This window comes from Actinoplanes auranticolor, from assembly GCF_018332655.1.
GTDB lineage: Bacteria > Actinomycetota > Actinomycetes > Mycobacteriales > Micromonosporaceae > Actinoplanes > Actinoplanes auranticolor.
Genome location: NZ_BOQL01000022.1, coordinates 50,275 through 74,061, shown reverse-complemented (window position 1 = coordinate 74,061; position 23,787 = coordinate 50,275). Strand labels below are relative to the sequence as shown.

Annotated in this window: 25 protein-coding genes and 1 tRNA gene; 12 read left to right on the top strand and 14 right to left on the bottom strand. The window is 71.7% G+C overall.

The genetic code is table 11. From position 1 onward, the window contains the following. Window positions 1-75 precede the first annotated feature (75 nt). Window positions 76-2,385, bottom strand: a complete 2,310-nt coding sequence (locus tag Aau02nite_RS13875) for a hypothetical protein (protein WP_212988817.1) — start codon at window positions 2,383-2,385, stop codon at window positions 76-78. Window positions 2,386-2,481: 96 nt separating this feature from the next. Here Aau02nite_RS13875 and Aau02nite_RS13870 point away from each other — a divergent pair, with 96 nt between their 5' ends. Next, on the top strand, window positions 2,482-3,402 hold the full coding sequence (locus tag Aau02nite_RS13870; RefSeq protein WP_212988816.1) for a hypothetical protein: 921 nt from the start codon (window positions 2,482-2,484) through the stop codon (window positions 3,400-3,402). Window positions 3,403-3,417: 15 nt separating this feature from the next. On the opposite strand, the gene Aau02nite_RS13865 is transcribed toward Aau02nite_RS13870, so the two are convergent. From Aau02nite_RS13865 to Aau02nite_RS13850, 4 genes are all read right to left on the bottom strand, one after another. Beyond that, entirely contained in the window at window positions 3,418-3,591 is a 174-nt protein-coding gene (locus tag Aau02nite_RS13865) for a DUF4236 domain-containing protein (RefSeq protein ID WP_212988815.1), read from the bottom strand. A gap of 66 nt (window positions 3,592-3,657) precedes the next feature. Further along, window positions 3,658-4,113, bottom strand: a complete 456-nt coding sequence (locus tag Aau02nite_RS13860; RefSeq protein ID WP_212988814.1) for an RrF2 family transcriptional regulator — start codon at window positions 4,111-4,113, stop codon at window positions 3,658-3,660. A gap of 72 nt (window positions 4,114-4,185) precedes the next feature. After that, window positions 4,186-5,055, bottom strand: a complete 870-nt coding sequence (locus Aau02nite_RS13855; protein WP_212988875.1) for a helix-turn-helix domain-containing protein — start codon at window positions 5,053-5,055, stop codon at window positions 4,186-4,188. Between the two features lie 308 nt (window positions 5,056-5,363). Beyond that, complete coding sequence (locus Aau02nite_RS13850; RefSeq protein ID WP_014446635.1) at window positions 5,364-5,795, bottom strand: SsgA family sporulation/cell division regulator; 432 nt, start codon at window positions 5,793-5,795, stop codon at window positions 5,364-5,366. Window positions 5,796-6,112: 317 nt separating this feature from the next. On the opposite strand from Aau02nite_RS13850, the gene Aau02nite_RS13845 reads away from it, so the two are divergent. The 3 genes from Aau02nite_RS13845 to Aau02nite_RS13835 all read left to right on the top strand — a co-directional run bounded on the left by Aau02nite_RS13845 (window position 6,113) and on the right by Aau02nite_RS13835 (window position 7,212). After that, window positions 6,113-6,538: a TIGR02611 family protein gene (locus Aau02nite_RS13845; RefSeq protein WP_212988813.1), complete on the top strand. Its 426-nt coding sequence runs from the start codon at window positions 6,113-6,115 to the stop codon at window positions 6,536-6,538. Window positions 6,539-6,598: 60 nt separating this feature from the next. Continuing rightward, a tRNA-Val gene (locus tag Aau02nite_RS13840) sits at window positions 6,599-6,670 on the top strand. A gap of 356 nt (window positions 6,671-7,026) precedes the next feature. Beyond that, window positions 7,027-7,212, top strand: coding sequence for a helix-turn-helix domain-containing protein (locus Aau02nite_RS13835; RefSeq protein WP_212988812.1), 186 nt, complete (start codon window positions 7,027-7,029; stop codon window positions 7,210-7,212). 88 nt (window positions 7,213-7,300) lie between these two features. On the opposite strand, the gene Aau02nite_RS13830 is transcribed toward Aau02nite_RS13835, so the two are convergent. Beyond that, a complete protein-coding gene (locus Aau02nite_RS13830) occupies window positions 7,301-7,519 on the bottom strand; it encodes a hypothetical protein (RefSeq protein ID WP_246595122.1) in 219 nt (72 codons plus the stop codon). A gap of 167 nt (window positions 7,520-7,686) precedes the next feature. Between Aau02nite_RS13830 and Aau02nite_RS13825 the strand changes: the two genes are divergently transcribed. Beyond that, window positions 7,687-9,771: an MMPL family transporter gene (locus Aau02nite_RS13825; RefSeq protein WP_246595121.1), complete on the top strand. Its 2,085-nt coding sequence runs from the start codon at window positions 7,687-7,689 to the stop codon at window positions 9,769-9,771. 109 nt (window positions 9,772-9,880) lie between these two features. Here the strand turns inward: Aau02nite_RS13825 and Aau02nite_RS13820 are convergent, their stop codons facing one another. The 3 genes from Aau02nite_RS13820 to Aau02nite_RS13810 all read right to left on the bottom strand — a co-directional run bounded on the left by Aau02nite_RS13820 (window position 9,881) and on the right by Aau02nite_RS13810 (window position 12,980). Continuing rightward, window positions 9,881-11,329: a HAMP domain-containing sensor histidine kinase gene (locus tag Aau02nite_RS13820; protein ID WP_212988810.1), complete on the bottom strand. Its 1,449-nt coding sequence runs from the start codon at window positions 11,327-11,329 to the stop codon at window positions 9,881-9,883. Beyond that, window positions 11,326-12,009 (bottom strand): response regulator transcription factor, encoded by a 684-nt coding sequence (locus tag Aau02nite_RS13815; protein ID WP_212988809.1) that lies wholly within the window; start codon window positions 12,007-12,009, stop codon window positions 11,326-11,328. Before Aau02nite_RS13815 ends, Aau02nite_RS13820 begins: the two co-directional genes overlap by 4 nt. 224 nt (window positions 12,010-12,233) lie before the next feature. Next, complete coding sequence (locus tag Aau02nite_RS13810) at window positions 12,234-12,980, bottom strand: TetR/AcrR family transcriptional regulator (protein ID WP_212988808.1); 747 nt, start codon at window positions 12,978-12,980, stop codon at window positions 12,234-12,236. Between the two features lie 77 nt (window positions 12,981-13,057). On the opposite strand from Aau02nite_RS13810, the gene Aau02nite_RS13805 reads away from it, so the two are divergent. The 4 genes from Aau02nite_RS13805 to Aau02nite_RS13790 all read left to right on the top strand — a co-directional run bounded on the left by Aau02nite_RS13805 (window position 13,058) and on the right by Aau02nite_RS13790 (window position 16,021). After that, entirely contained in the window at window positions 13,058-14,011 is a 954-nt protein-coding gene (locus Aau02nite_RS13805; protein WP_212988807.1) for an ATP-binding cassette domain-containing protein, read from the top strand. Continuing rightward, window positions 14,008-14,823, top strand: a complete 816-nt coding sequence (locus tag Aau02nite_RS13800; protein WP_212988806.1) for an ABC transporter permease — start codon at window positions 14,008-14,010, stop codon at window positions 14,821-14,823. The genes Aau02nite_RS13805 and Aau02nite_RS13800 overlap by 4 nt, the downstream gene beginning before the upstream one ends. A 173-nt stretch (window positions 14,824-14,996) precedes the next feature. Beyond that, the gene (locus Aau02nite_RS13795; RefSeq protein WP_212988805.1) at window positions 14,997-15,386 is read left to right on the top strand and encodes an isocitrate lyase/phosphoenolpyruvate mutase family protein; all 390 of its coding nucleotides are present in this window, start codon (window positions 14,997-14,999) and stop codon (window positions 15,384-15,386) included. A gap of 173 nt (window positions 15,387-15,559) precedes the next feature. Further along, window positions 15,560-16,021, top strand: a complete 462-nt coding sequence (locus Aau02nite_RS13790) for a DUF6223 family protein (protein ID WP_212988804.1) — start codon at window positions 15,560-15,562, stop codon at window positions 16,019-16,021. Here Aau02nite_RS13790 and Aau02nite_RS13785 read toward each other — a convergent pair. Together Aau02nite_RS13785 and Aau02nite_RS13780 are read right to left on the bottom strand one after the other, a co-directional pair. Next, on the bottom strand, window positions 16,018-16,683 hold the full coding sequence (locus tag Aau02nite_RS13785; RefSeq protein WP_212988803.1) for a 4'-phosphopantetheinyl transferase family protein: 666 nt from the start codon (window positions 16,681-16,683) through the stop codon (window positions 16,018-16,020). The genes Aau02nite_RS13790 and Aau02nite_RS13785 overlap by 4 nt on opposite strands. After that, a complete protein-coding gene (locus tag Aau02nite_RS13780; protein ID WP_438841127.1) occupies window positions 16,680-17,528 on the bottom strand; it encodes a metallophosphoesterase family protein in 849 nt (282 codons plus the stop codon). Before Aau02nite_RS13780 ends, Aau02nite_RS13785 begins: the two co-directional genes overlap by 4 nt. 361 nt (window positions 17,529-17,889) lie before the next feature. On the opposite strand from Aau02nite_RS13780, the gene Aau02nite_RS13775 reads away from it, so the two are divergent. After that, window positions 17,890-19,470 (top strand): DHA2 family efflux MFS transporter permease subunit, encoded by a 1,581-nt coding sequence (locus tag Aau02nite_RS13775; protein ID WP_246595119.1) that lies wholly within the window; start codon window positions 17,890-17,892, stop codon window positions 19,468-19,470. A 64-nt stretch (window positions 19,471-19,534) separates the two neighbouring features. Here the strand turns inward: Aau02nite_RS13775 and Aau02nite_RS13770 are convergent, their stop codons facing one another. After that, window positions 19,535-20,533: an EamA family transporter gene (locus Aau02nite_RS13770; RefSeq protein ID WP_212988800.1), complete on the bottom strand. Its 999-nt coding sequence runs from the start codon at window positions 20,531-20,533 to the stop codon at window positions 19,535-19,537. An 82-nt stretch (window positions 20,534-20,615) separates the two neighbouring features. On the opposite strand from Aau02nite_RS13770, the gene Aau02nite_RS13765 reads away from it, so the two are divergent. After that, window positions 20,616-21,179 carry a CGNR zinc finger domain-containing protein gene (locus tag Aau02nite_RS13765; protein WP_212988799.1) on the top strand — a complete coding sequence of 188 codons (564 nt, stop codon included), beginning with the start codon at window positions 20,616-20,618 and terminating at the stop codon, window positions 21,177-21,179. A 131-nt stretch (window positions 21,180-21,310) separates the two neighbouring features. Here Aau02nite_RS13765 and Aau02nite_RS13760 read toward each other — a convergent pair whose 3' ends face one another. Both Aau02nite_RS13760 and Aau02nite_RS13755 read right to left on the bottom strand, forming a co-directional pair. Further along, window positions 21,311-22,345, bottom strand: a complete 1,035-nt coding sequence (locus tag Aau02nite_RS13760) for a TetR/AcrR family transcriptional regulator (RefSeq protein WP_212988798.1) — start codon at window positions 22,343-22,345, stop codon at window positions 21,311-21,313. Continuing rightward, entirely contained in the window at window positions 22,342-22,620 is a 279-nt protein-coding gene (locus Aau02nite_RS13755) for a hypothetical protein (RefSeq protein ID WP_246595118.1), read from the bottom strand. Before Aau02nite_RS13755 ends, Aau02nite_RS13760 begins: the two co-directional genes overlap by 4 nt. Window positions 22,621-22,760: 140 nt before the next feature. Here Aau02nite_RS13755 and Aau02nite_RS13750 point away from each other — a divergent pair, with 140 nt between their 5' ends. Next, window positions 22,761-23,768, top strand: a complete 1,008-nt coding sequence (locus Aau02nite_RS13750) for a magnesium transporter CorA family protein (RefSeq protein ID WP_212988797.1) — start codon at window positions 22,761-22,763, stop codon at window positions 23,766-23,768. The last annotated feature ends 19 nt before the right edge of the window (window positions 23,769-23,787 follow it).

Genomic DNA, 23,787 nt, shown 5'->3' with positions numbered 1-23,787 from the left:
GGTGGGTCCTCGGCAACCGTTGCGATCGGACGCCGGCGGTGATTGCTGAGGTGTTGCCGGGTTGCAAGTCGGTCACTACCGCTTCGTGCACACGGCCTCGGACGCCGCGACCTGGTCGACGGTATAGACGACGGCCACGGAGAAGCAGTAGTTGTTCTGCCGGTTGAGCCCGTACACGACGTAGTCGGTGGTGCCCGCGGGCAGCTGCTGGAACGCCCGCTGCTCCTGGCCGGTCCGGCCGCCGGAGATCAGCACCGGGCCCTCCGAGCCCTTCGGATAGCGCCAGGTCAGCGCCACGCTGTCCCGGTTGTCCTGCAGCGTCACCCGGGTGGGGGCGACAGCGGCGTTGCTCGGCCGGGCGGAGGCCGGGGCGGCCGGGGGCGCGGCGGAGACCTGCGCGGAGGCCACCGCGGTCGGGGCCGCCGCGGGCTCGGCGTCCTCGCGGGGCCAGGTCGCGACGACGATCGCGGCCGCGGCCGCGATGCCGGCCACGAGCACGGCGGCGAGCACGAGAGGCTGCTGGTTCCGCTTCTCCACCGGTACGGGCAGACGCCGCCGGTCCGGCACCGGCGAGATGGGCTCGTCCACCGGGAGCCGGGGGCCGGGCGGATAGGCGTGGGGCGCGTGGGCGGCGGGCGGGAACGAGTCCGGGGGCCAGGGGCCCGGGGGTTCCACGGCCCAGCCGTGCGGTGGCTGCTCGACCGGCTGTTCGATCGGTCGCTCGATCGGTCGGTAGGTCGGCGGGGCGGGGGTGGCCATGGCCATGTGCGGTTGGGTGGTCGGTTCGGGCCAGGACTGCTGGACCGGGGCCGGCGGGGGTGGTGCGGCCCAGGCGCCCGGCGCCGGCTCGGCCCGCGCTGCTTCCTCGGTCCGCGTTGGTTCCTCGGCTCGTGCTGCTTCCTCGGCCCGTGCTGCTTCCTCGGCTCGCGTTGGTTCCTCGGCTCGCGTTGCTTCCTCGGTCCGCGTTGGTTCCTCGGCTCGCGTTGCTTCCTCGGTCCGCGCTACGGCCGCGGGCGGTGCTTCGTCTTCGGGGGGCGCCAGGTCCTCCGGCGGTGCTCCGTCCTCGGGCGGGACGGAGATCGCGGCGGCGGGGCGTCGGGGGGTGAAGCCGTGTGCCTGCGGCGGCGGGATCACCTCCAGCCGTGGCGGGCCGGCCTCGGGCGCCTGAGAGGGGGCGGTGTTCTCGGCCGGCCAGATGGTCTCGGCCGGTGCGGCCGTCCCAAACGGCGGAGCGGTCTCGTCCGGCTCAACAGCCTGGCCCGGCGGAGTGGTCTGGCCCGGCGGACTGGTCTGGGCCGGCGGATTGGTCTGGACCGGCAGGGTGCGGTGGGACGCAAGGGTGGGCTGGGGCGGCTGAGTGCCGGCGGCTGGCGGCGTGCTCCGGGCCGGCGGGGTGCGGGCGGCCGGTGGGGCGCTCTCGGCCGGCGGGACAGTGTTGGCCGGCGGGACAGTGTTGGCCGGCGGGACATTGGCGGCCGGGGCTGAGGCAGGCGGGGTGGGTTCGGGGGGTGGGGCCGGGGATGTCAAGGGGAGGGGGATCGGTGGCTCGGGGCGGGCGTGGCGGCCGGTCGGGTCGCCCGGTGCCGGGGGCTCCTGGCGTACCGGATGGACTCCCGGGGTTGTCGCCGGCACGCGGGTGACGCCCGCCGCCGGGCCGTCCGCCGCCGGGCCCGTTGAGCGTTGCACCCGGCCGCACGTGTGCCGGTCCGAGGCCGGGGCCCCGGCCAGCCGGGCGACCTGGCGGCCCAGCGGGTGGTCCGGCGGCAGGTAGCGGGCGCACAGCTCCTGGGCCCGGCTGAAGTGCTGTTGCGCGTCGCGCTCGTGGCCGCATTCGCGTTCCATCGAGGCCAGCCGGGCCAGCATCTTGATGCCGGCCGGGGCGTCCTCGCCGTGGGCCTGGGTGTGCCGGGCCCAGGCGTCGGCGAGCCGGTTGCGTGCCGCCGTGCACTGCCCGGACGCGTGCTCGGCGGTCGCCAGGTCCGCCTCGGCGGCCAGCACCCGGGCCGACAGCCGGCCGTCCACAGCGGTCAGTTCGCCGACCAGGTCGTGGTAGAGCTGGGCCGCCCGGCCGTGGTTGCCCACCCGGTGCAGCACCGCGGCGTGGGTCGCCGCCGCCGCGATCGTGCGCTCGTCGCCCGGGCCGTGCAGGCGTTCCTCCGCGGCGTGGGCGAAGCCGGCCCAGGTGCGGGCCGCGTGCGCGTCGCCGAGGGCGATCAGGATCCGGGCGTGCAGGGCCGCGGCCAGTGCCAGGTCGGGCGACGCACGCTGCGGATCGGCGTCGGCCGGGTCCAGCGCGTCGGCGAGCACGTCCCTGGCCCCGGCGAGGTCGCCCGCGGAGGTGAGGATCTGGGCCTGGGCGGTGAGGTCGGCGAGCGGAGGTGCCACGTGCCTCATAGTGTCTGCTCGGACACCCACGGTACAAGACCCGGCTTGCGGTGACCCGGGCCTGCGCTCGCCGCGGTGACGCCGTATAACGAGGTCATGACCGCCGACAGCGTCGCCGACGTCAAGCGTGAGATCCTCGTCCGCCACCTCGAGGCCTGGGCGCCCGCCGCGCTGCACCGGGCCCGCCGCGCCACCTATGTGCACGGTTACGCCGATGCCGGGCCGGAGCTCGCGCAGGCCGCGCTGCGGGTCTTCGTGGACCAGTCGGACCTGGTCAGGGGGCGGGAGCTGACCATGCTGGCGGTGGGTGAGGACGTCACCGGAGTGGGTGCGCGGCTCACCGCGATCCAGCAGGAGGCCGGCGCCGGCGCGGGGCTGACCGTCCATGCCGTGTCGGGTGGCACGGACGCGCGGCTGGCGGTGGCGCTGAAGGCGGTGGGGGCTGGGCGCGTACCGCTGCTTGCTTGTCTGGATGCGACCGCCGCCGGCGGGCCGCCGCTGCCGGCCACCGTCGCGGCGCTGACCGCGGGCAAGCCCGCGGAGGCGGTGATCGTGGTTCCGGCTCCGGGTTTCGTGGCCGACGACTACCGCGCCGAGCTGCGGGCCGCCGGGTTCCCGCTGGTGGCGGCGGTGGAGCTGGCGACCGGTGAGGAGCCCGGGCAGGTGCTGGTGTTCGCCACCCAGTCGGGCAAGAACCTCGAGGGCTTCAAGGACGCGCTCTGGGCGGTCGACGAGTACGCGGGGGTGCGCTACCGCGACCCCGGGGATCCCGAGCGCCATCTCATCGACATCTCGCTCAGCCCGCATCCCGGGCCGCTGCGCCGCGAACTGCTGGCGCATCTCGCCGGGGTGGGCGAGGCCACGGTGACCGAGCTGAGGACGTTCGCGCTGACCGAGACGGTCTACCGGGCCGCCGACGCGACCCGGGTGCTGCAGGCGCTGCTGACCGCCGGATCGGTGACCCGGCGGCCGGAGCACGGCCGGCTCGGCGGCGACGTGGTGATCGCCGCGGCGTGAGCCGTCAGGGACGGATCAGGACTTGTCCTGCTTCCACGACAGCGGACCGGGCAGGTCCACGCGGTGGGCCTTGGCCTTCGAGTTCCAGGACCAGCGGCCGATCTTGATGGACCAGGACGAGAATCCCCGCTGCGTGAAGTTCAGGATGAACGGCCCGAACTTCTTGCGACTGCGGTATTGAATGCCCATCGGGTGAGTCCTTCCGTGGAGAGCCAGGTGGCCGGAAGATTCCCGATGGTGGATTTCCGCAAACCCTCAGCGCGGCTGCCAGGCGTCGGGCCTGGTGGTCAGCTTGCGGACGTGGGCGGGCATCCGGCCGCTGATCAGCTCGGCCAGGCTGACCTCGTCGACGACCTCGCGGACCGCGGAGCGTACGGCGACCCAGAGATTGGGGAGGTTCTCCGCCGCGCCCGAATACTGGGTCTCCTCGGGACGCAGGCCCCGGACCCCTGCGAGTGGACCGTCGACCGCCCGCAGAATCTGACCGATCGTCACGTCTCGCGGACTCTGTGACAGGGTGTAGCCGCCTTCGGCGCCGCGTTGAGCTCTGACCACCCCGGCGCGGCGCAGGTCGGCCAGTACTGCCTCGAGGAACTTCCGGGGCATGTTCTGGTCCTGGGCAATGGCCTGGGCGGACATCAGGGCCGGGTAGGCGTGGGCCAAGCTCAGCGCCGCCCGTACCGCGTAATCGCCGCGCGCGGAGATCTGCACCCCTCCATCATGCCGCCTCGAAGCTCGAGACCCTCGCGCACCCCGGGAATAATGGGAATTCGGGCATCACACTCAGTCAGCGGCCAGTCGCTGAGTCGGAACCCGGGCCCCGATGTCGGCCACGTCGTCGGCCACCTGGGCCGGCATCGCCGCCGCCGCGCCGGCCCGGAAGGCGCCCGGGCTCAGGCCCGCCTCGCGGTGGAAGAAGCGCCCGAAGTTCGTCGGCTCGCCGAAGCCGAGCCGGCGGCCGATCTCCGCCACGGACAGCTCGGTGCAGGCCAGCAGCCGCCGCGCCTCGAGGGCGACCCGGTCGTCGACGACCTGTTTCGCGGTGCGCCCGGTGACCGCCAGGCAGGCCCGGGTCAGCGTGCGGACCGAGCAGCCGAGGCGCGCGGCGTAGTCCTCGACCCGCCGGCTGTGCGGATGGCCGTCCTCCAGCTCGCGGCGGAACCGCGCGAAGGTCCGGCTCTCGGCGCTGGTGGTCCCGGCGCGCCGGTCGTCGCTGCTGGGCAGCAGTGCGATGCGCAGCAGCAGGACGGCGAGCTGGTGGCGCAGCAGCGCGGCGGCGACCGCCCCGGAGGTGTGCCGGGCGCAGTCGACCCCGAGCTGGGCGACCTCGGTGATGACCGCGTCCTCGTCCTCGCCGGCGAGCTGCCAGCGGTTCGGCCCGGGCAGATCATCGACCGGTACGCCGGTGACGTCGGCCGCCGAGAGCAGGTCGCGGTCCCAGGAGACCAGGGTGGCGTCCAGTCCCGGCTCGATGCCGAAGCGCAGCGCCTGGCCGGGCCGGACCCAGAGCAGCGTGCCGGGACGGCAGCGCTGCAGGACGAAGTCGATCTCGACCGTGCCGTGCCCGGCGGTGGTCAGCGCGAGCAGATGGTACGGCAGCCGGCGGGGAGTCGGGGCCGGTGTGGCCAGGCCGGTCTCGGGCAGCGTGTACATGCCCACGCCCGCCCAGTTCGGGGCGGGTGCGGACCTGCTCGCACGTGCGGTGGAGGTGACCATCGAGCCGACCGTATCGGGCCGTGACCAGGGATGCACGTGTGAGTGCCGGTGCCGCCTGATATCGGTGTCACGGGGCAGAAATCAAGGGGCAAAACGGACATTAAGTACGGTCGGTGGCGCTATTCGCTTTGTGCCCGGGATTCGGCGGCAATCGCCGGCTGTCCGTTTCCCGGACCCGGGCGGCAAAAAGGCGACCCGCGCGGACCGGCAGTGTCCGCGCGGGTCGCCCCGGGTAATTCCTGTCGCTATCGACCGGCCAGCAGCCGGTTGACCGCCGCGTCCACGTCCAGGTGATCGGACTCCCGGCCCCGCGGCACCACCACGTAGGTGCGCCGGAGGAACCGGACCAGGACACTGCGGGGCACTTCGAACAGTGCGTTGCCGTCTGGTGACGACAGCGCGAGGGCCACGAAGTCGCCCCGCGGCGTGGCCCACGGCCACACCCGGACGTCCCCGATACCCGCCGGCTCATCGAGCCCGGTCACGAGCAGTTCACGCGCGAAGGACCAGCTAACGGCTTCCCCACCGGCTGATTCCGCGTGGAACAACACGTGCACGGCATACGGGTCGGCTGGGTCGTACCGCAGACTGGCGCGCACGGGCAGAGCCGTGGCATCTGGCGCTACGAGCCGCAGCGAGGTTTCGACCTCGACGGTCGTTGGACGAATGGTACTCATGGACGAACTCCCCCCGGCACCGCTGCGAGGCTGGTGAACCCCGCGTTTCCCATACTCAGGTGATCCCTGTCATTACGCTCCGCCATACGCTGATCTCACCCAGTAGTGGGAAGACGGTTCCGATAAGCTCTCCGAACGAGGCGTTAAACGGTATCTTGTCCTGTTCTGCCCATGTACTTGGTTCCGCCCGGCGTCGGGTGGTCCAGCAGTTGACTCACTCCGGTAACGTCCATTCCTCCCGGGTAGTGACGGGGGCGGGGAACACTGGGGGATGAAATGACCGGGAGCCCGCGATCTTTGCCGCGAAAGTGAACGAGATGTCCCAATCGGAACCCCTGACCGAATCGCCACCCGAGAAACACTCGCCTCTGGGGGCCCTGGACCGGATCCGCGCCAACCCCAGCGGCCGGCTCGCCCTCAAGATCGGCGTCGGCATCCTGGGCACCGTCGTGGTGGCGGTCGGAATCGTGCTGATCCCGTTCCCGGGACCCGGCTGGGCGATCGTGATCCTCGGCCTGGCGATCCTGGCCGTCGAGTTCGCCTGGGCCAGACGGCTGCTGCACTTCACCAAGAAACACGTCCAGGCCTGGACCCACTGGGTGCTCCGGCAGTCCCTGCCGATGCGCGCCCTGATCGGCCTGGCCGGCTTCATCTTCATCTCGGCGGTGGTCTGGCTCTCGGTCAAACTCACCATGGGCGTCGACCTGGCCGCGGTGATCTGGAAGTTCGTCACCGGAGGCTGACGCGCCGGGACCCTGGTTCGCGCAGGCGCCCCGGGGTCCGGTACAGTCTGACTCCGTTGAGGGCGATTAGCTCAGCGGGAGAGCGCTCCGTTCACACCGGAGAGGTCACTGGTTCGATCCCAGTATCGCCCACTCAGATTCGCTCGCGATCATTCGCGAGCCGGCATTGTGCCCCGGTCGAGATGTCGGCCGGGGCTTCTTGCTGTTCGCCGCTCTGACAGTCGTCTCCGGATCGCTCAGTATGAAGTAGGCATCGCCGGACGACGCGGGTCTCGGTCTCGCCGGCATGGCCGAACGCGCCGCGCTTCACCGCGGCAGGGTTCAGCGCCGGCCCGTACCGGACAGCCGCGACCCTGGAAGGCAGCCACTCATGATCTCTGTGCTCGTGGCGGACGCCCAGCCGCTGCAGCGTTTCGGGTTTCGCACGCCGCTGGAGAACACCCCGACACCGGCGCATCGTCGCTGCCGGTGGGCGTTCGCGGGTCCTGGTGCTGACGACGTTCGACTCGGACCGGTACGCGTTCGCCGACCAGCTCGACGATGACCTCTGCGGGCCCGTGCGGGAGGATCCCCGGTCGGACTTCCTGACCGACCGCGAACGCGAGGTCCTCGTCGCCATCGGCCACGGCCTCACCAACGGCGAGATCGCGCAACGGTTCACCCGGCCGATGTAGCGGGTGGGAGTCCAGCGCGGACGTGTGGGAGCTCAGAGCTGTTTCCGGCTGGTTGACCTCCGTGAGCTCACACACGTTCGATGCTTCGTCAGGACTTGCCGGGGGAGACAGTCATGATGCCGATGCACATCTCGTCGCCGGTACCGTCGCCCCACACCACGTAGCGCGGCGGCAGCTTGCTCAGCTGCGGCAGCTGTTTGCGCAGCCCCGCGTCGTGCGTACACGTCGTCCGCAGCGTGTCCCCCGGACTGTGGCCGGCGTCCTGGGTGAGCAGCGTCCCCGTGGCACCCGGCGCCCAGGTGTCCACCCAGTTCGGCCGACCGCTCCGAGCGCTCGATTAATGATCGTCTCAGATTCGCTCGGTACGAAGTGGGCGTCAGACAAGCGATGTAACTCGTATGTAGGAGGCCAGTGATGGCAGTCAACGCAGCGCCGTCCGGGGAAGCACCGCCCGGTCGGTTGACAGGTCGGTGGGTGCCGTGGCTGGTGATCGGCTTGTGGCTGGTGCTGGCGGCGGTCATGGTGCCGTTGAGTGGAAAGTTGAGCTCGGTCACCACCGACAGCGCCGTGGACGCCCTGCCGGCCAGTGCCGAGTCCACCAAGGTGGCGGTGCTGGAGGACAGTCTCCCCGGCGGTGAGGACAACACGTTCGTCTTCGTGTACCACCGCGCCGGCGGCCTGACCGACGCCGACCGTGCGACGGTCGAGCGCCACTACAACACCTTTGCCAAGCGGTACCCGCCTAAGGCGGCGGCCCCGGCCGACGAGGACGAGGGCCCACCGACGAGCCGCTCCACCGACGGCAAGGCGATGACGTTCACCCTCGATGTGAGCACGACCTACGGCCCGCCGGAGGACCTCGTCGGCCCGTTGCGTGACGACGCGAAGGACCGCCCCGCCGGCCTGGAACTCGAGGTGACCGGCCCGGCCGCGATCGACGGCGACATGGACGCCGTCTTCGACGGCATCGACCTGCAGGTCTTTCTCACTACCGTCATCGTCGTCACGGTCCTGCTCATCCTCACCTACCGCAGCCCGGTGTTGTGGTTCGTCCCGCTGATGGCCGTGGGCGTGGCCGCACTGACCTCGATGGCGACCGTCTACCTGCTCGTCAAGGGCTTCGGCATCGTGGTCGACAACCAGAACTCGGCGTTGCTGACGATCCTGGTGTTCGGTGTCGGCACGGACTACGCGCTGCTGCTCATCGCTCGATATCGGGAGTCACTGCACCACCACGAGAACGTCCGGGTCGCGATGGTCCACGCGCTACGCGGCGCGGCGCCGGCGATCGTCGCGTCCGCGGCCACCGTGGTCGCCGGTCTGCTCTGCCTGCTGGTCGCGGATCTGAACAGCATCAGCGGGTTGGGCCCGATCGGTGCGGCCGGCATCCTGTGCGCGCTGGTGGCCATGCTGACGCTGTTCCCGGCGGTGCTCGTGGTGCTCGGCAGGCGCATCTTCTGGCCGGCCATCCCGCGGTTCAGCACGGCCGTGGAGGAGAAGGTGGGGCTGTGGGGACGGCTCGGCGCCGCCATCAGCCGCCGCCGGTGGGTGGCGACGCTCGGCTCGCTCGGAATCCTCGGTTTGCTCGCCGTCGGACTGGCGGGCAACACCGGCGCCCTGCGGGAGCAGGACCAGTTCCTGTCCGCGCCGGAGTCGGTCACCGGCTTCACCGTTCTCCGTCAGCACTTCCCGGAGCTCGGCGGCCAGCCGATGACGATCTACACGCGGCCGGCGTACGAGGTGCGGGTGCTCAACGTCGTCAAGGGCACCCCTGGTGTGGTCCAGGCCTTCCCGGGTGAGACCAAGGGTGGCTGGGTCGACATCTCCGTGTTCCCGAAGGATGCGCCGGACACCGTCGCGGAGTACGACACGATCAAGCGGGTGCGCGCCGCCGTGCATGCGGTGAGCGGGGCGGAGGCGATCGTCGGCGGGCCGAGTGCGGAGAACCTCGACACCGAGGTGACCACCAGCCGCGACGAGAAGCTGGTGATCCCGCTGGTGCTCGCCGTCGTCCTGATCGTCCTCGGCCTGCTGCTTCGAGCGATCGTGGCCCCGCTGATCCTGATGGCCACCGTGGTCGTCTCGTTCGCCGCGGCCTTCGGCGGCAGCGTGTTCGTCTTCGACACGATCCTCGGCTTCAAGGGCATCGACTACTCGGTGCCGCTGCTGGCATTCCTGTTCCTGGTGGCGCTCGGCGTCGACTACAACATCTTCCTGGTCAGCCGGGCGCGGGAGGAGACCGTGCGTCTCGGCACCAGAGACGGCATGCTCAAAGCCCTCTCCGCCACCGGTGGCGTCATCACCTCGGCCGGCCTGGTCCTGGCGGCCACGTTCGCGGTCCTGGTCTCACTTCCGCTGGTGATGCTGATCGAGGTCGGGTTCCTGGTCGCGTTCGGCGTGCTGCTCGACGCCCTGCTGGTGCGGTCGGTCCTGGTGCCCGCCCTCACCCTGCTGATCGGCCGGCGAATGTGGTGGCCGAGCCGGCTGTCCCGACCGGTGGAACTGCCGGACGGTCAACGGCCGCTCGTGGACGATGAGGAGCCCGCGCTGCAACGGTGAGCGCGGCGGCACGTACGAGATCCGGGACGGGGACCCAGACCCGTCCCGGATCTATTTTCGTCGGCCTGACGGCCGCCGTCCCTTGTCCTGTGCCGCGCCGCCGGGCGGGTCAGCGCACCGCGGTGTCCTCCCCGGCGGTGGGCCGCGCGCTCAGGGCGGGCGGGGCCGCGGCCGGAAGGTCGACCCGCAGCAGCGCGCCACCGCGGGCGGAGCGGGCGACGGCGGCCCGGCCGCCGTGGGCGTCGACGACCCGCTGCACGATCGACAGCCCCAGACCGGATCCCGGCAGCGCCCGGGCGCTGTCGGCACGGTAGAACCGGTCGAACACCCGCGGTACGTCGGCGGCGTCGATGCCCGGCCCGGCGTCGTCGACCTCGAGCACCGCCGACGCGCCCTCGGTACGGAGCCGGACCTGGACCGGCTGGTCCGCGGGGGACCACTTGCCGGCGTTGTCGATGAGGTTGAGCACCGCCCGCTGGAGCGCAGCCGGTCGGCCGCTCACCCACACGGAGGTCACGTCGAGCGCGACCTCGATGTCGGGCACGCGGGAACGCGCCCGGGTCGCGGCGGCCACCACCACGTCGGCAAGGTCGATCAGCTCGGTGCTCTCGTCACTGACGTCACCGCGCGCCAGGTCGGTCAGCTCGGCGGCCAGAGTGCTCAGCTCGGCCAGTTGGGCGCCGAGATCGTTGAGCAGCCGGGTCCGGCTCTCCGCCGGCAGTGCGCTGTCCAGGGTGCCGCGCCGATCGAGCCGGATCAGCAGCTCGACGTTGAGGCGCAGGCTGGTGAGCGGGGTCTTGAGCTCGTGAGCGGCGTCCTCGGCGAGCAGCCGCTGGGCCCGCCGGGAATCCCGGAGCGCGGCCAGCATGTCGTTGATCGCCTGGATCAGCCGCCGGATCTCCCCACCGCCCTCATCCGGGATGTCCGCGTCGAGATCCCGGGTGTGCGCGACACGGACCGCGGCGGCGGTCAGCCGGTCGATCGGTGCCAGCGCGGTCCGCGCCACGGTCCGCCCGACAAGGGCGCCGCCGCCCACGCAGAACAGCCCGATCAGCAGCATGCCGAACCCGAACTGGTTGACCGGGCTGTCGTCGGCGAGGTCGGCCACCTGGACCGCGCCGTCGACCGCCCGCAGCGTGTAGATGCGGTAGCCGTCGTTCCAGTCGGTCGACTCCAGCAGGTCGGTCGACGCGCCCTGCGCCACGCGCCCGGCGCGCTCGCTGACCGGGGGCAGCGCGGGTTGGCCGGCCGGCGTCCGGGTCGAGCCGTCGGGCAGGATGACCCGCACCAGCCGACCGGATCCGGGATACGGCGGTAGCTCGACCTGCGCCAGACCGGCGCGCTCCGCGTTCGTGGCCAGCACGCGGGAGTCGGCGCGCAGCTGTTCCTCGGCGGTGTCCCGCAGCTTCCGGTCCATGAGCTCGCTGGCCACCTGGAAAGCCACAAACACGCTGACCGCGATGGCCGTCGCCGCGATCACCGTCAGCCTGCTCCGCAGGGACCGCCGGCGCCACCAACGGGCCAGCCGGCGCTTTTCCCGGCCACCGGGCCTGCTCACGGAGGAGTCTCCCGCAACGTGTATCCCAGGCCGCGCAGTGTGTAGATCAATCGCGGTTCACCCTCGGCCTCCATCTTGCGGCGCAGGTAGCTCACGTACACCTGGAGATTGTTGGCGGTGGCGCTCATATCGAAGCCCCAGATCGCCTCGAACAGCGCGTCGCGGGTCAACACCCGCGTCGCGTTGCGCATGAGGACCTGCAGCAGAGAGAACTCGGTCCGGGTCAGGCGCAGCGGCCGCCCGCCCCGCCACGCCTCGAACCTGTCGGGATCGAGCCGGACGTCGGCGAACGACAGGACCTGCGAATCCCCCTCGCCCGGCGTGCGCCGGCGCAGCAGGGCCCGCACCCGGGCCAGCAGCTCCTCGGTGGCGAACGGCTTGGGCAGATAGTCGTCGGCGCCCGCGTCCAGCCCCGCGACCCGGTCGGTGACCTGGTCACGGGCGGTCAGCATGAGCACCGGCAGATCCCGGCCCGCGGCCCGCAACCGCCGGCAGGTCTCCAACCCGCCGAGGCGGGGCATCATCACGTCGAGAATCAACAGATCCAGCGCGTCACCGCCGGCCCCACCCACCCCCTCGAGCACAGCGAGACCGTTGGCGACGCTGCTGGTGTCATAACCCTCAACCTGGAGCACTCGCTCCAGCGACTCACGGATGGCCCCGTCGTCATCCGCGATCATGATCCGCACGCCGGCCCGCCCCCCTCCAGTCGATACTTTGCCGCTTACTCTTTCCGATCAACCTGAGGCCAGGATTAGAGCCGTCGCCGCTGTGGTGCCCCCGGGCCGTGCTCTTACGGATGCCCGCGCTGATTGTCCGCCCCCGGCCCCGAGAAGTGGCGCTCATCTGAGATCCAGCCGGGCGAGTCGGTCCATGGTCCCGCCGATGTCGATCGCTGCACCGGTCAGGGCTTCTCGTGGTTGTTCTGGCTTTCGGTCGTGGGGATGGCTGTGGCTATGCAGTCCAGGACCCGGGTCAGGCCCTGGTGGAATTGGGCGTCGGAGGTCAGGCGGGGGTGGCGGGCTTCCAGGGCGATCTTCGTGAAGAGTGGGTAGTCTCCGCTTTCCAGTAGCTGCTGGACGTACGGGTGGGTGCGGGCCAGCCATTGCTGCTCGGTGAGGCCGCTGCGGCGGAGTTCTTCGGCTGCGGTGACCTCGTCGCGGGCGACGCTTTCGACGTAGCCGTTCAGAATCGACATCAGGACGAGGTTCTCGTCGACGGAGACGTGGGGGTCGAGCACTCCCATGATCTGTTCGATCAGGAGCAGCTGGTTGGGGCCGTAGCTGTGCAGGGACCGGTGCACGGTGGCGATCCACGGGTGCCGTAGCCACATGGCCCGTACCTCCTCGGCGTAGCGCGTCAGGTCCGCGCGCCAGTCGACGGAGGGGATTCCCCTGAGGTTGATCTCTCCCATGAGCAGGTCGGCCATGAGCACGATGAGGTCGTCGCGACCGGGGACGTACCGGTAGAGGGACATTGCGCCCGCGCCGATCTCGGCGGCGATCCGCCGCATCGTGGCGGCCTCCAGGCCCTCGGCGTCCGCGATGCGCACTGCCGCCCGGGCGATCTGGGCCCGGCTGTAGGCCGGTTTCGGCCCGCGGCTGGTCTGCTCCGGCCGCATCCAGATACTCACGTATGCCTCGTCGGTCACGTCCCACCCTCCGTTGCGTACACCGTACCAAGTAGCCTACGGTTGTTTCTGCGTACAACATACCCAGTGGAGGGGTCATGACCGATCCGATCGTGGTCGCCGAGGGACTGCACAAGTCCTTCGGCACCACCCAGGCGTTGCGGGGCCTGGACTTGAGCGTCCCGAAGGGGACCGTCTGCGGCGTGCTCGGGCCGAACGGCGCGGGCAAGACGACCGCCGTACGCATCCTGGCGACACTCTCCGATCCCGACGCCGGACACGCCCGCGTCGCCGGATACGACGTCGTCCGCGAGGCCGGCCGGGTACGGGAGAAGATCGGGCTCGCGGGCCAGTACGCCGCCGTGGACGAGGTGCTCACCGGCCGGAGCAACCTGCGTATGTTCGGGCGCCTCTACCACCTGTCCCGGCACGAGGCCCACCGGCGGGCCGACGAGCTGCTGGAACGCTTCGGCCTGATGGAGGCTGCCGACCGCCAGGTCGCCGGCTACTCGGGCGGTATGCGCCGTCGCCTCGACCTGATCACCTGCCTCATCCTGCGGCCCGAGGTGCTCTTCCTGGACGAGCCCACGACCGGCCTCGACCCCCGCAGCCGCGGCGAGATCTGGGAGAGCATCCGGGAGCTGGTCGCGGACGGCACCACGGTGCTGCTCACGACCCAGTACCTGGACGAGGCCGACCACCTGGCCGACGACATCGCCGTCATCGACCATGGGCGGGTCATCGCGACCGGCCCGCCCGAGGAGCTGAAGGCCACGATCGGGGACCGCCTCGACGTCACCCTCGCCGACCCGGCCGCGCTGGGCTCGGCGGTCACCGTGCTGAGCTCGCTGGCCGGGACCGAGCCCACGACGGCGGACTCCGTCCGGCTCAGCGTTCCCCTGCCCGGCAGCGGTTTCCGCCTCGCCGAGATCGTGCGCGAGCTCGATCGCGCCGGGGTCGCAGCCGCCGACGTGAGCCTGCGCCGACCCACCCTCGACGAGGTGTTCCTCCGGCTCACCGGGCCGAGCGACCAGAAGGAGCACGTCCGATGACCGTTTCCCCCTCGCCCCTGGGCCGCCTGCGCTGGACCCTCGCCGACGGGATGACGCTGGTCGGCCGGGAGCTGGGCCGGCTGCGCCAGGCGCCCGGGCAGATCATCGGCCTGCTGGTCTTCCCGGCCGTGATGGTGCTGCTCTTCGGATACGTGTTCGGCAGTGCCATCCGGGTGCCCGGCGGCGACTACCGCGAATACCTCATGCCCGGCCTGTTCGCGATGGTGACCTTCACGGCGCCGCAGGGCGTCATGGTGCGGATGGCCGGCGACGCCTCCCGCGGTGTGATGGACCGGTTCCGCTCCATGCCCACGGCGCGGCTCGCGGTGCCGTTCGGGCAGACCGGCTCCGACGTGCTGGCCGGCCTGCTGCTCGTGGCCATCATGGCCGGTGCGGGCCTGCTGGTGGGCTGGCAGCCGCACCGCGGCCTCGCCCTCACGGTCCAGGCGTTCCTGCTGATCGTCGTGCTCCGGTACGCGCTGAGCTGGGCCGGCGTCTACCTGGGCCTGCTGACCAAGGACGAGCAGACCGCGAACAACCTGGCGCCGCTGTTCCTGCCGGTCACGATGATCTCCAGCGCGTTCGTCCCGACCGGCGGCATGCCCGGCTGGCTGCGTTTCCTGGCCGACTGGAATCCGGTCAGCGCGCTCACCGCCGCGCTGCGGGACCTGTTCGGCAACCCCGGCGGGTCGGCCGGGAGCACGGCCTGGCCGATCGAGCATCCGGTGGCCGCGGTGCTGCTCTGGTCCGCCGTGCTGCTGGTGGTGTTCGTCCCCCTCTCGGTCCGCACCTACCGGCGCTGGGGACGATGACGATCCAGCTCGGTGCGGCGCGACCCCCTCGGCTGAATCCCGAACCGGAGGACGTCCATGCCTGCTGATGTGACCGGCCCGCACGCCCGTGCGCAGCGGCTCCGCGAGCCGCACAGCACGGAGATGCTGGTGCTGCCCAACGCCTGGGATGCCGGGGTGCGCCGTGGCCGGAGATGTTCGCCGCGGCCGAGCGCATCATCCGGGCCGGGCCGGTCCCGGTCACGGTCGATGCCGAGGCGCGGTACGGCATGCAGCCGCACGAACTCGTGGACCGGTTGCTGGACATCGGTGCCGTCGGCTGCAACCTGGAGGACTCCGACCACCGGGCCGGCGGTCTGCGGGAGGCCGGTGCCCACGCCGAATGGCTCGCGGCCGTCCGCTCCGCCGCGGACGACGCCGGCGTCCCCCTCGTCATCAACGCCCGGGTCGACACCTTCCTGCCCACCGCGGGCATCCCCGGGCCGGACCGGGTGGCGGAGGCGATCCGGCGGGGCGCGCTCTACCGCGAAGCCCTGGCCGGACTCGAAGCCTCGGTCCGCGCCCTGCGGACCGAAGCCGGGTGACCGTACTGCACCGGCAGTAGCTTCCCGGCGACTGCGGCGTCCGCGGTAGCCGGGTACGCCGGCGACAGCAGCCCGAAGTGCGTCCGGCCGCTGGATGACCGGCGGTGCGCCCGGCGACATGATCGGGCGGAGCCGGAAAACGCCGAACCGGACGCATCAGGGAGGACGCAGTCATGAGCTGGTCACGAGCACTGAGATCCATCGCCGGGGTCGGGATCCTCCTGCTGGCGGTGGTCGGTCAGGCGGCGCCGGCGGCCGCGTACGCAGCCGGTCAGCCGATCGCCGCCGAGGTCACCACCATGAGCTCCGGGCGGCTCGGGGCGAGCGTGGGCGGCATGCTGGGACTGCTGGGCGTGGTCTTCGGCTGGCTGGCCCTCGCCCGGCCCGCCCGTCGTCTCGGCACCGGCTCCGGGCCCCTGGGCGCCGGCATCGCACTGACCGCGGGCCTGGTCGGCGTCGCCCTCGGCGGACTGGTCATCGCCACCTCGGACGGTGGCGTCGGCACCGGCAACGGGCTGGCCGGCGCCTTCGTGGCGGTGGTGGTGGGACTGATCGCGGTCGGGCTCGGTGGGCTCGCGCTGGTCCGCTCCCGCCGTACCGGTCGCAGTGTCCCCGGCCCGCAGCGGTCCCGCTAGGTCCGGTGCTCGACGACCACCGCGGTCAGCACCAGGCCGCGGTCCACCAGGAACGAGCCGGACAGCGCGGTGAGTGCGGGTCCGTCGTCCAGCCGGTCACCGGGGACGAGCAGGTGTGCGGTGAAGGTGCGGGCCCGCGGGTCGATCTCCAGGCGCGCCTCCTCGAAGCCCAGCCACCGCCCGGTCAGCGGGAACCACGCCTTGTAGACCGATTCCTTGGCGCTGAACAGCAGCCGGTCCCAGTGGGTCGCCGGGTCACCCTCGGTGACCCGGCGCAGGGTCTCGGTGTCCCCGGGGGCGACGACCGACTCCAGGACGCCCTCCGGCAGCGGGCCGTGCGGCTCGGCGTCGATCCCGATCGACGACACCTGCGCCGCCCGCGCGACTGCCGCCGCCCGGTAGCCGGCACAGTGCGTCAGGCTGCCCACCACGCCGGCCGGCCACAACGGTTCCCGTTTCGGCCCCGGCCGGATCGCCGCGGGCGGCAACCCGAGCAGGCCCAGCGCCTGCCGGGCACAGCGCCGCGCGGTGATGAACTCGCGGCGCCGGCTCTCGACCGCCCCGGCGATCAGATCGGCCTCACCCGGGTACGGCGGCTCGTCCGGCTCGTCGCCGTACGCCTCCACGCTCCGCACCGCCGGCGGCAGCAGCTCGCCGATCACCGCGGGCCGCCCAGGATCCGACGCATCGGCGCGGGTGAGTCCGGCCGTTGCTTCCACTCCCGCGGGTAGCCCAGCGACACCTCCTCGAACGGCACGCCGTCGTAGGTCGTCGAGCGGGGGATGTGCAGGTGGCCGTAGACGGCGGCGACGGCCCGGAACCGGGTGTGCCAGTCCGCCGTCAGCTCGGTGCCGCACCACTGGGCGAACTCCGGGTACCACAGCACGTCGGTCGGTTGGCGTACCAGTGGCCAGTGGCTGACCAGCACGGTCGGCAGTGCCGGATCGATCGCGGCGAGGCGGGTCTCGGTCGCGGCGACGCGCGCCCAGCACCAGGACTCCCGGTTCGGGTACGGGTCGGGGTGCAGCAGCGACTCGTCCGTGCACACCACCCCGGCGGCGTACGCCAGCTCGAGCGACTGCTCCTTGGTGGCCGCCCCGGCGACCCGGAACGAATAGTCGTAGAGGGGGAACAGCGGCGCCACCACCACCGGACCGTCCGGCCCCGGCCAGACCGGGTAGTCGTCCTCGGGTGTGAGCACGCCGAGGTCGCGGCACATGCGTACCAGGGCGTCGTAGCGCGCCACCCCGCGCAGCCGCACCGGATCGCCCGGGTGGGTCCACAGCTCGTGGTTGCCCGGCGCCCAGACCACCCGGTGGAACCGGTCGCGCAGCCCCCGGAGCACCGCCTCGATGTCGGCGAACTTCTCGCCCACGTCACCGGCCACGAGCAGCCAGTCGTCGTCGGACTCGGGCACGAGCGCGTCGGCGATCCGCCGGTTCTCCTCGTAGGCGACGTGCAGATCGCTGACTGCGAACAGGGAGGTGGGCACACCGGATTCTCCCACTGCCGAGGCTCCGCCCGCCCCGGGGTGAGCGTCGCCGGCTCCACTCTGGACCTGCCGACCGTCTTTCTGCCCGGGCTCACACCGAAGGTTGCGATGAGCGCAGGCAGCGACAACGTCCCACCGACGGCGGTTCCGTCCGGGGACAGCCGACGTGTCCGGGTTCACGTACCCGAGTCGCTGGACTTGCTCCTCCGACGGTGCCCGGCAGGGCAGAATGAGCCCGGTGTTCCGGCTCCGCATCCGGAAATGCGGATGCCGGCAGCCGGTGACGGTGGCACGATCGTCGCCTTGCGCACGGCCTGCGCCCCGACATCCAGCACGTCGGCGCGGCCGCACCGCCCGACAGAACCTGGAGCTTCCCGTGACTGGTCAAGCCGCCGCGACGCCTGACAAGCTGGACGCCGCCGTGCTGAAGATCGCCGGAGTGGTGGTCCTCGGCGCCATCATGTCGATCCTCGACATCACCGTCGTGAGTGTGGCGCTGCCCACGTTCCAGACCGAGTTCGACGCCACGTACGCCGAGGTCGCCTGGACCATGACCGGCTACACCCTGGCGCTCGCCACGGTGATCCCGCTCAGTGGCTGGGCCGCCGACCGGTTCGGCACCAAACGGCTCTACATGCTCGCACTCCTGCTGTTCACGCTGGGTTCGGTGCTCTGTGCCACGGCTGACTCGATCGAGCAGCTCGTGGCGTACCGGGTGCTGCAGGGCCTCGGTGGCGGCATGCTCATGCCGCTCGGCATGACGATCATGACGCGGGCCGCCGGTCCGGAGCGGATCGGCCGGCTGATGGCCGTCCTGGGCATCCCGATGCTGCTCGGTCCGATCGGCGGGCCCATCCTCGGCGGCTGGCTGATCGAGGCGGCGAGCTGGCACTGGGTCTTCCTGATCAACCTCCCGATCGGCGCGATCGGCCTCGTCTACGCCTTCTTCGCGCTGCCCAAGGACAATGCCGAGTCCTCGGAGTCGTTCGACTTCATCGGCATGCTGATGCTCTCGCCGGGCCTGGCGCTCTTCCTGTACGGCGTCTCGTCGCTGCCCGAGACCGGCACGATCACGGCCACCAAGGTGTGGGGCACCATGCTCGTCGGCGCCCTGCTGGTGATCGGCTTCGTGCTGTACTCGTTCAAGCCGCAGCACCCGTTGCTCGACCTGCGGCTGTTCCGCAACCGCAACCTGAGCGTCTCGTCCATCTCGCTGTTCGTGTTCATCATCGCGTTCATGGGCGCCGGCCTGTTGTTCCCGAGCTACTTCCTGCAGGTGCGCGGCGAGTCCACGCTGAACGCCGGTCTGCTCATGGCACCGCAGGGTCTCGGCGCGATGCTCACCATGCCGATCGCCGGCACCCTGGCCGACCGGATCCCGGTGGGCCGCACGGTGCCGTTCGCGATGGCCCTCATCGCCGCCGGCTTCTTCACCTTCACCCAGGTCGGCACGGACACGTCGTACTGGCTGCTGTGCGGGTCGCTGTTCGTGATGGGCCTGGGCATGGGCGGCACGATGATGCCGATCATGACCTCGGCGCTGCGCACGCTGACCAGCCAGGAGGTGGCGCGTGGCTCCACTCTGGTGAACATCCTGCAGCAGATCGGCGGCTCGATCGGTTCGGCGATCATGTCGGTCATCCTCACCAGCCGGCTCAACGGCTCGGAGCCCATCCCGGGCCTGAACAACCCGCGCACCGGTGAGCCGATCACCGAGGCCGGTGCGGCGATCGCCAGCCAGCACGGTCAGCAGCTGCCGGTGGAGCCCTCGGTCATCCAGCGCGGCCTGGCCTTCGTGGCCGACTCGTTCGCCACGACGTTCTGGGTGGGCTTCGGGCTGGTCCTGCTCACGTTCATCCCGATCGCCTTCCTGCCCCGTAAGCGCCGGCCGGCGAAGCTGGGCGGTCCGGCCGAAGAGGGCGACGGCCGCCTCGACACCCCGGTGATGATCCACTGAAACCGCGTCGCGGCGGGCTGTTCCCAGCCCGCCGCGTCGCGCCGGGAAACACCGGCTGCGGAGCTCAGACCCGGCCGGTGGTCAGGCCGATGGGCTGCGCATCATCCGGTACGCCGGCAGCGTCCGTCACGCCGGCAGCCTCCGGCGCGTCCTGCGGTGCGGAGCCTTCCATCCGGACCGCCGCGATCCCGCCCAGGATCAGCGCCCCGCCCACGAACTGCAGCGGCGTGAGCTTCTCGCCCAGCAGCAGCCACGCGAACAGCGAGGCCGACACCACCTCGAGCAGCCCGATGAAGGACGCCAGCCGGGAGCCGAGGATGGCCGAGGCGGCGATTCCCGACGCGTACGCCACTGCCGTGCCGATGACCGCGACGACCAGCAGCGGCGTCCACCACGGCACCGTGATGTCGAAGAGCGACAGGTCGCCGTAGGTCGCGCTGAACGGCAGCAGGCCGGTCGTGCTGATCAGGGCCAGGACGACGCCGGCCAGCAGCAGGCCCGAGCCCGCCAGCGCGACCGGCGGCAGACCGTCGGCGGGCCGGGCCGCGATCAGGAAGTACGCCGCGCAGCCGACCGCCGCGCAGAAGGCGATGGCCAGGCCGATCGGGTCGACCGCCTGCAGAGCGCCCGGCCCGATCACCAGGACCAGGCCGCCGACCGCGAGCACCGAGCCCAGCAGCACCATGGCCCTCGGCCGCCGCCGGGTGGTCGCCCAGGCGAGCGCCACCAGCAGCAGCGGCGCCAGGAATTCGATCAGCAGGGCCGTCGCCACCGGGATGCGCTGGATGGCCGCGAAGTAGGCGGCCTGGGTGAACGCCACGCCGACCAGGCCCATGCCCAGGACGCGCCAGCGCGCCCGCCACAGCGCGGCCCATCTGCCGCGCAGCGCGAAGAGCACGAACGGCAGCAGGACGAGACCCGCGGTGAGCGCCCGGGCCGTGACCGCCGCGACGGGCGACCAGCCGGCCTCCAGCAGTGGCTTGACGAAGGCGCCGGACGTGCCGAACGAGACGCAGGAGATCAGCGCGGCGATCAGGCCCGCCGACATCGACGACGATTTCATGCGGCTCCTCGGGCTGGTTCGCTGTCATGGGCTAAATTGGCTTACGGTCCTGACGCTAGGCCGGTCCCTGTGAGGAGTCAAATTGCTTTTTGCCCCTGACACCGAGGAGTCGCTGGCCTTCGTCGTGGCTCTCGGCAACACCGAGGCCGGAGCGTCGCGCACCGGCGCCGACGAGCTCGTGACCGTCGACCAGCTCGCCGGCCTGCTGACCCGGTTCTCCTACACCGGCCGCATCGACCACGACGAGGCGGAGCTGCGCGAGGTCCGGCAGGCGCGCGCCCAGCTGCGGCGGGTGTGGACCCTGCAACGCGACGAGGCCGTCGAGTCCGTCAACGGGATGCTCCGCGACGCCAACGCCCTGCCCTTCCTCACCCGGCACGACGCGCTGGACTGGCATCTGCACGCCACCTCGCCCGACGCACCGCTCGCGGAACGCATCCGCGCCGAGGCGGCGCTGGCTCTGATCGACGTGATCAGGATGAACGAGATGCGCCGGCTGCGGGTGTGCGAGGCCGACGACTGCACCGGCCTGCTGCTCGACCTCTCCCGCAACGGCCTGAAGCGGTTCTGCAGCGTGCGCTGCGGCAACCGGATGAACATGATCGCCTTCCGGGAGCGCCGCTCGGGGTCTGGCCGGCCGTCCTGAAGCGGCCCCGGCCGCTACCGCGGCGCGGCCGGGGGAGATGACCGGCGGCCAGGGTGCGCATCGCGGCGCGGGCCGGGGCGACCGGTAGCCGGCCGGCCGCCACCGCGGCGAGGGCCGGAGAAGCAGGGCGGTCAGCCGGTCGCGGCCGCGTAGCAGGCGCCGTAGCCGTCGGCACGGGCCACGATCCGGCCCGCCGCGACCCGGACCGCGAACTCCGTCGCATCACTGCAACCCGCCAGACCCGCAGCGGCCGCGAGAGCGCCGGCGTCGTCGTGCACGATCTGCAGCCGGGGCCGAGCCGCAGCCGGGAACGCGGCACGCAGATCCGCCCGCAACTCGGCGACGACCAGCCGGGCCAGGGGCGACGGTCGGTCGGCGACGAGCGCGAGGGTCACCTGCGCCCCGGCCGGCGCGGCGCGGACCGCTTCTTCGACCGCGCCGAGGCGGTGCAGCCCCAGCACCGCCACCACACCGTCCCCGTCGAGCCGGGCCGGCTCGGCGCGCAGGGCGTCCGGCAGCACCGGGGGTGACCACGGCTCGTCGACCCTGGCCGCCTTGGGCACGAACGGCAGGTGCGGCGGGCGCCAGTCGTCGTCCAGGCGCAGCCCGGCGAGCATCTCGCAGACGGCGACCATCGCGAAGGGCTCACCGAAACCGGGTGCCGCCGCGGCGAGCTGGCCGGCGCCCTGCAGCGTCGTCAGGGCGGCCTCGGCCACCCGGACCATCCGGGGCGCGCCGGGCGGCAGATTCTCCAGAGCGAGCCCCAGCACGATCGCGGTCAGGTTGCTCAGCTGGGCGTACGCCTGGCTGGTCCGCTCGTCGGCGAGGACCTCCGGGAGCAGGTCGCGGCCGAGCCGGGCCGGGCTGCGCTGCTCGTCGGTGGCCAGCGGGAGGCGGGCCAGCCAGGCCCGGGCGAAGTCGCCCAGGGCCGCCTCCGCGGTGCGGGCGGTCGGCGGGTACGCCGGCTCCGGTGCCTGCTCGGCCGCCTCGGCCAGGACCGAGAAGTACAGCGCCTGCTTGCCGGGGAAGTGGGACTGGACGGCGTCGCCGGTCAGCCCGGCCCGTGCGGCGATCAGGCCGAGCTCGGCGCTGCGGTAGCCCCGCTCGGTGAACTCGGTCCGGGCGGCTGCCAGCACCCGGGCGCGGTCGTGCTCCGGTGACGTCATGCCCGGTGCCAGCCCAGGGCCGGTCCGGGAGCGCCCGCGATGTCGGTGAGGATCTGCACGTAGTCATCGTGACTGAAGGTGAACGGCAAGGCGAAGGCGACCTCGTCGATCTCGCGGAACGCCGCGTGGGCGTAGAGCCGCTCGGCGATCTCGGCCGCGGTGCCCACCAGCACGCGGGCGCGGTCGCCGTCGGGGTGATGGGCCCGGAATTCGCGGATGTGCGACAGCTGGATCTCGGCGAAGTCCGTCGACTCCTCCGCCTTCACCATCACCATCAAACGGCACGACCACCAGCTACGCCATCCCGTCGTCGTTCAACCCGTACCGGATGTACTTCAAGGCGGGCTCGTACAACCCGCTCACTGTGACGCACAGCTGATTGTGCCCGGGGCGGCTCGGGGCATAGTGATCCGTTGTGACGGACACACCAGCGCCGAGCTGCCCCACCTCCACCCGGCTGTACGAGGCCGGGGAGGTGGTGGCCGAGGGTTTCGACCCGCACGAGATCGCCGATCAGTTGCAGGCGCACCCCAAGGCGGTGCTGTGGCTGGACCTGTTCGATCCGGACGAGAACGACCTGAAGGTCGTCGCCGCGGAGTTCCGGCTGCACCCGCTGGCCGTCGAGGACGCCGTGCACGACCATCAGCGGCCCAAGGTCGACCGCTATCCCGGCCACCTGTTCATGAACGTCTACGCCGTGCACGTCGACACCGCGGCCCCGGGACCGGCGATGCACAAGACCGAGATCAGTTCCTTCATCACCGAGCGGGCGCTGATCACCGTCCGCAAGTCGCCGAGCGACCTCACCCCGCTGATCGAGCGCTGGGACACCGACGCGGGACTGGCCCCGGACGCCGGGGTCGGCTTCCTCGTCTACGGCCTGCTCGACGTCATCGTGGACGGCCACTTCGCGGCGGCCCGCCGGCTCGACGAGGCGATGGACAAGACCGAGGACGACATGCTGGAGGAGGGCGGCGCGCCCCGCAGCGTGCGGATGTACGGCTTCGCCCTGCGCAAGACCCTGGCCGCGCTGCGCCGGCCGGTCGCGCCGATGGCCGGGCTCATCGCCGACGTCATGCGCGCCGACACGGAGATGGTCGCTGAGCACCTCGAGCCGTACTACCGCGACGTCGACGACCACGCCCGGCGGGCCATCGAGACCATCGACAGCGCCCGCGACCGGATCAACGGACTGCTCGAGGCAGACCTCAACGAGCAGAGCAACGCGCTCAACGACGTGACCCGCAAGCTGGCCGCGTGGGCCGCGATCATCGCCGTGCCGACGGCCCTGACCGGCTTCTTCGGACAGAACGTGCCGTACTGGGGATACGAGAAGTTCTGGGGTTTCCTGCTCAGCCTGGGCCTGATCCTCGGCTCCGCGGCCGGACTCTATCTGTACCTGAAGCGGCGCGGATGGTTGTGACATCGCGTACCCTGCCCGA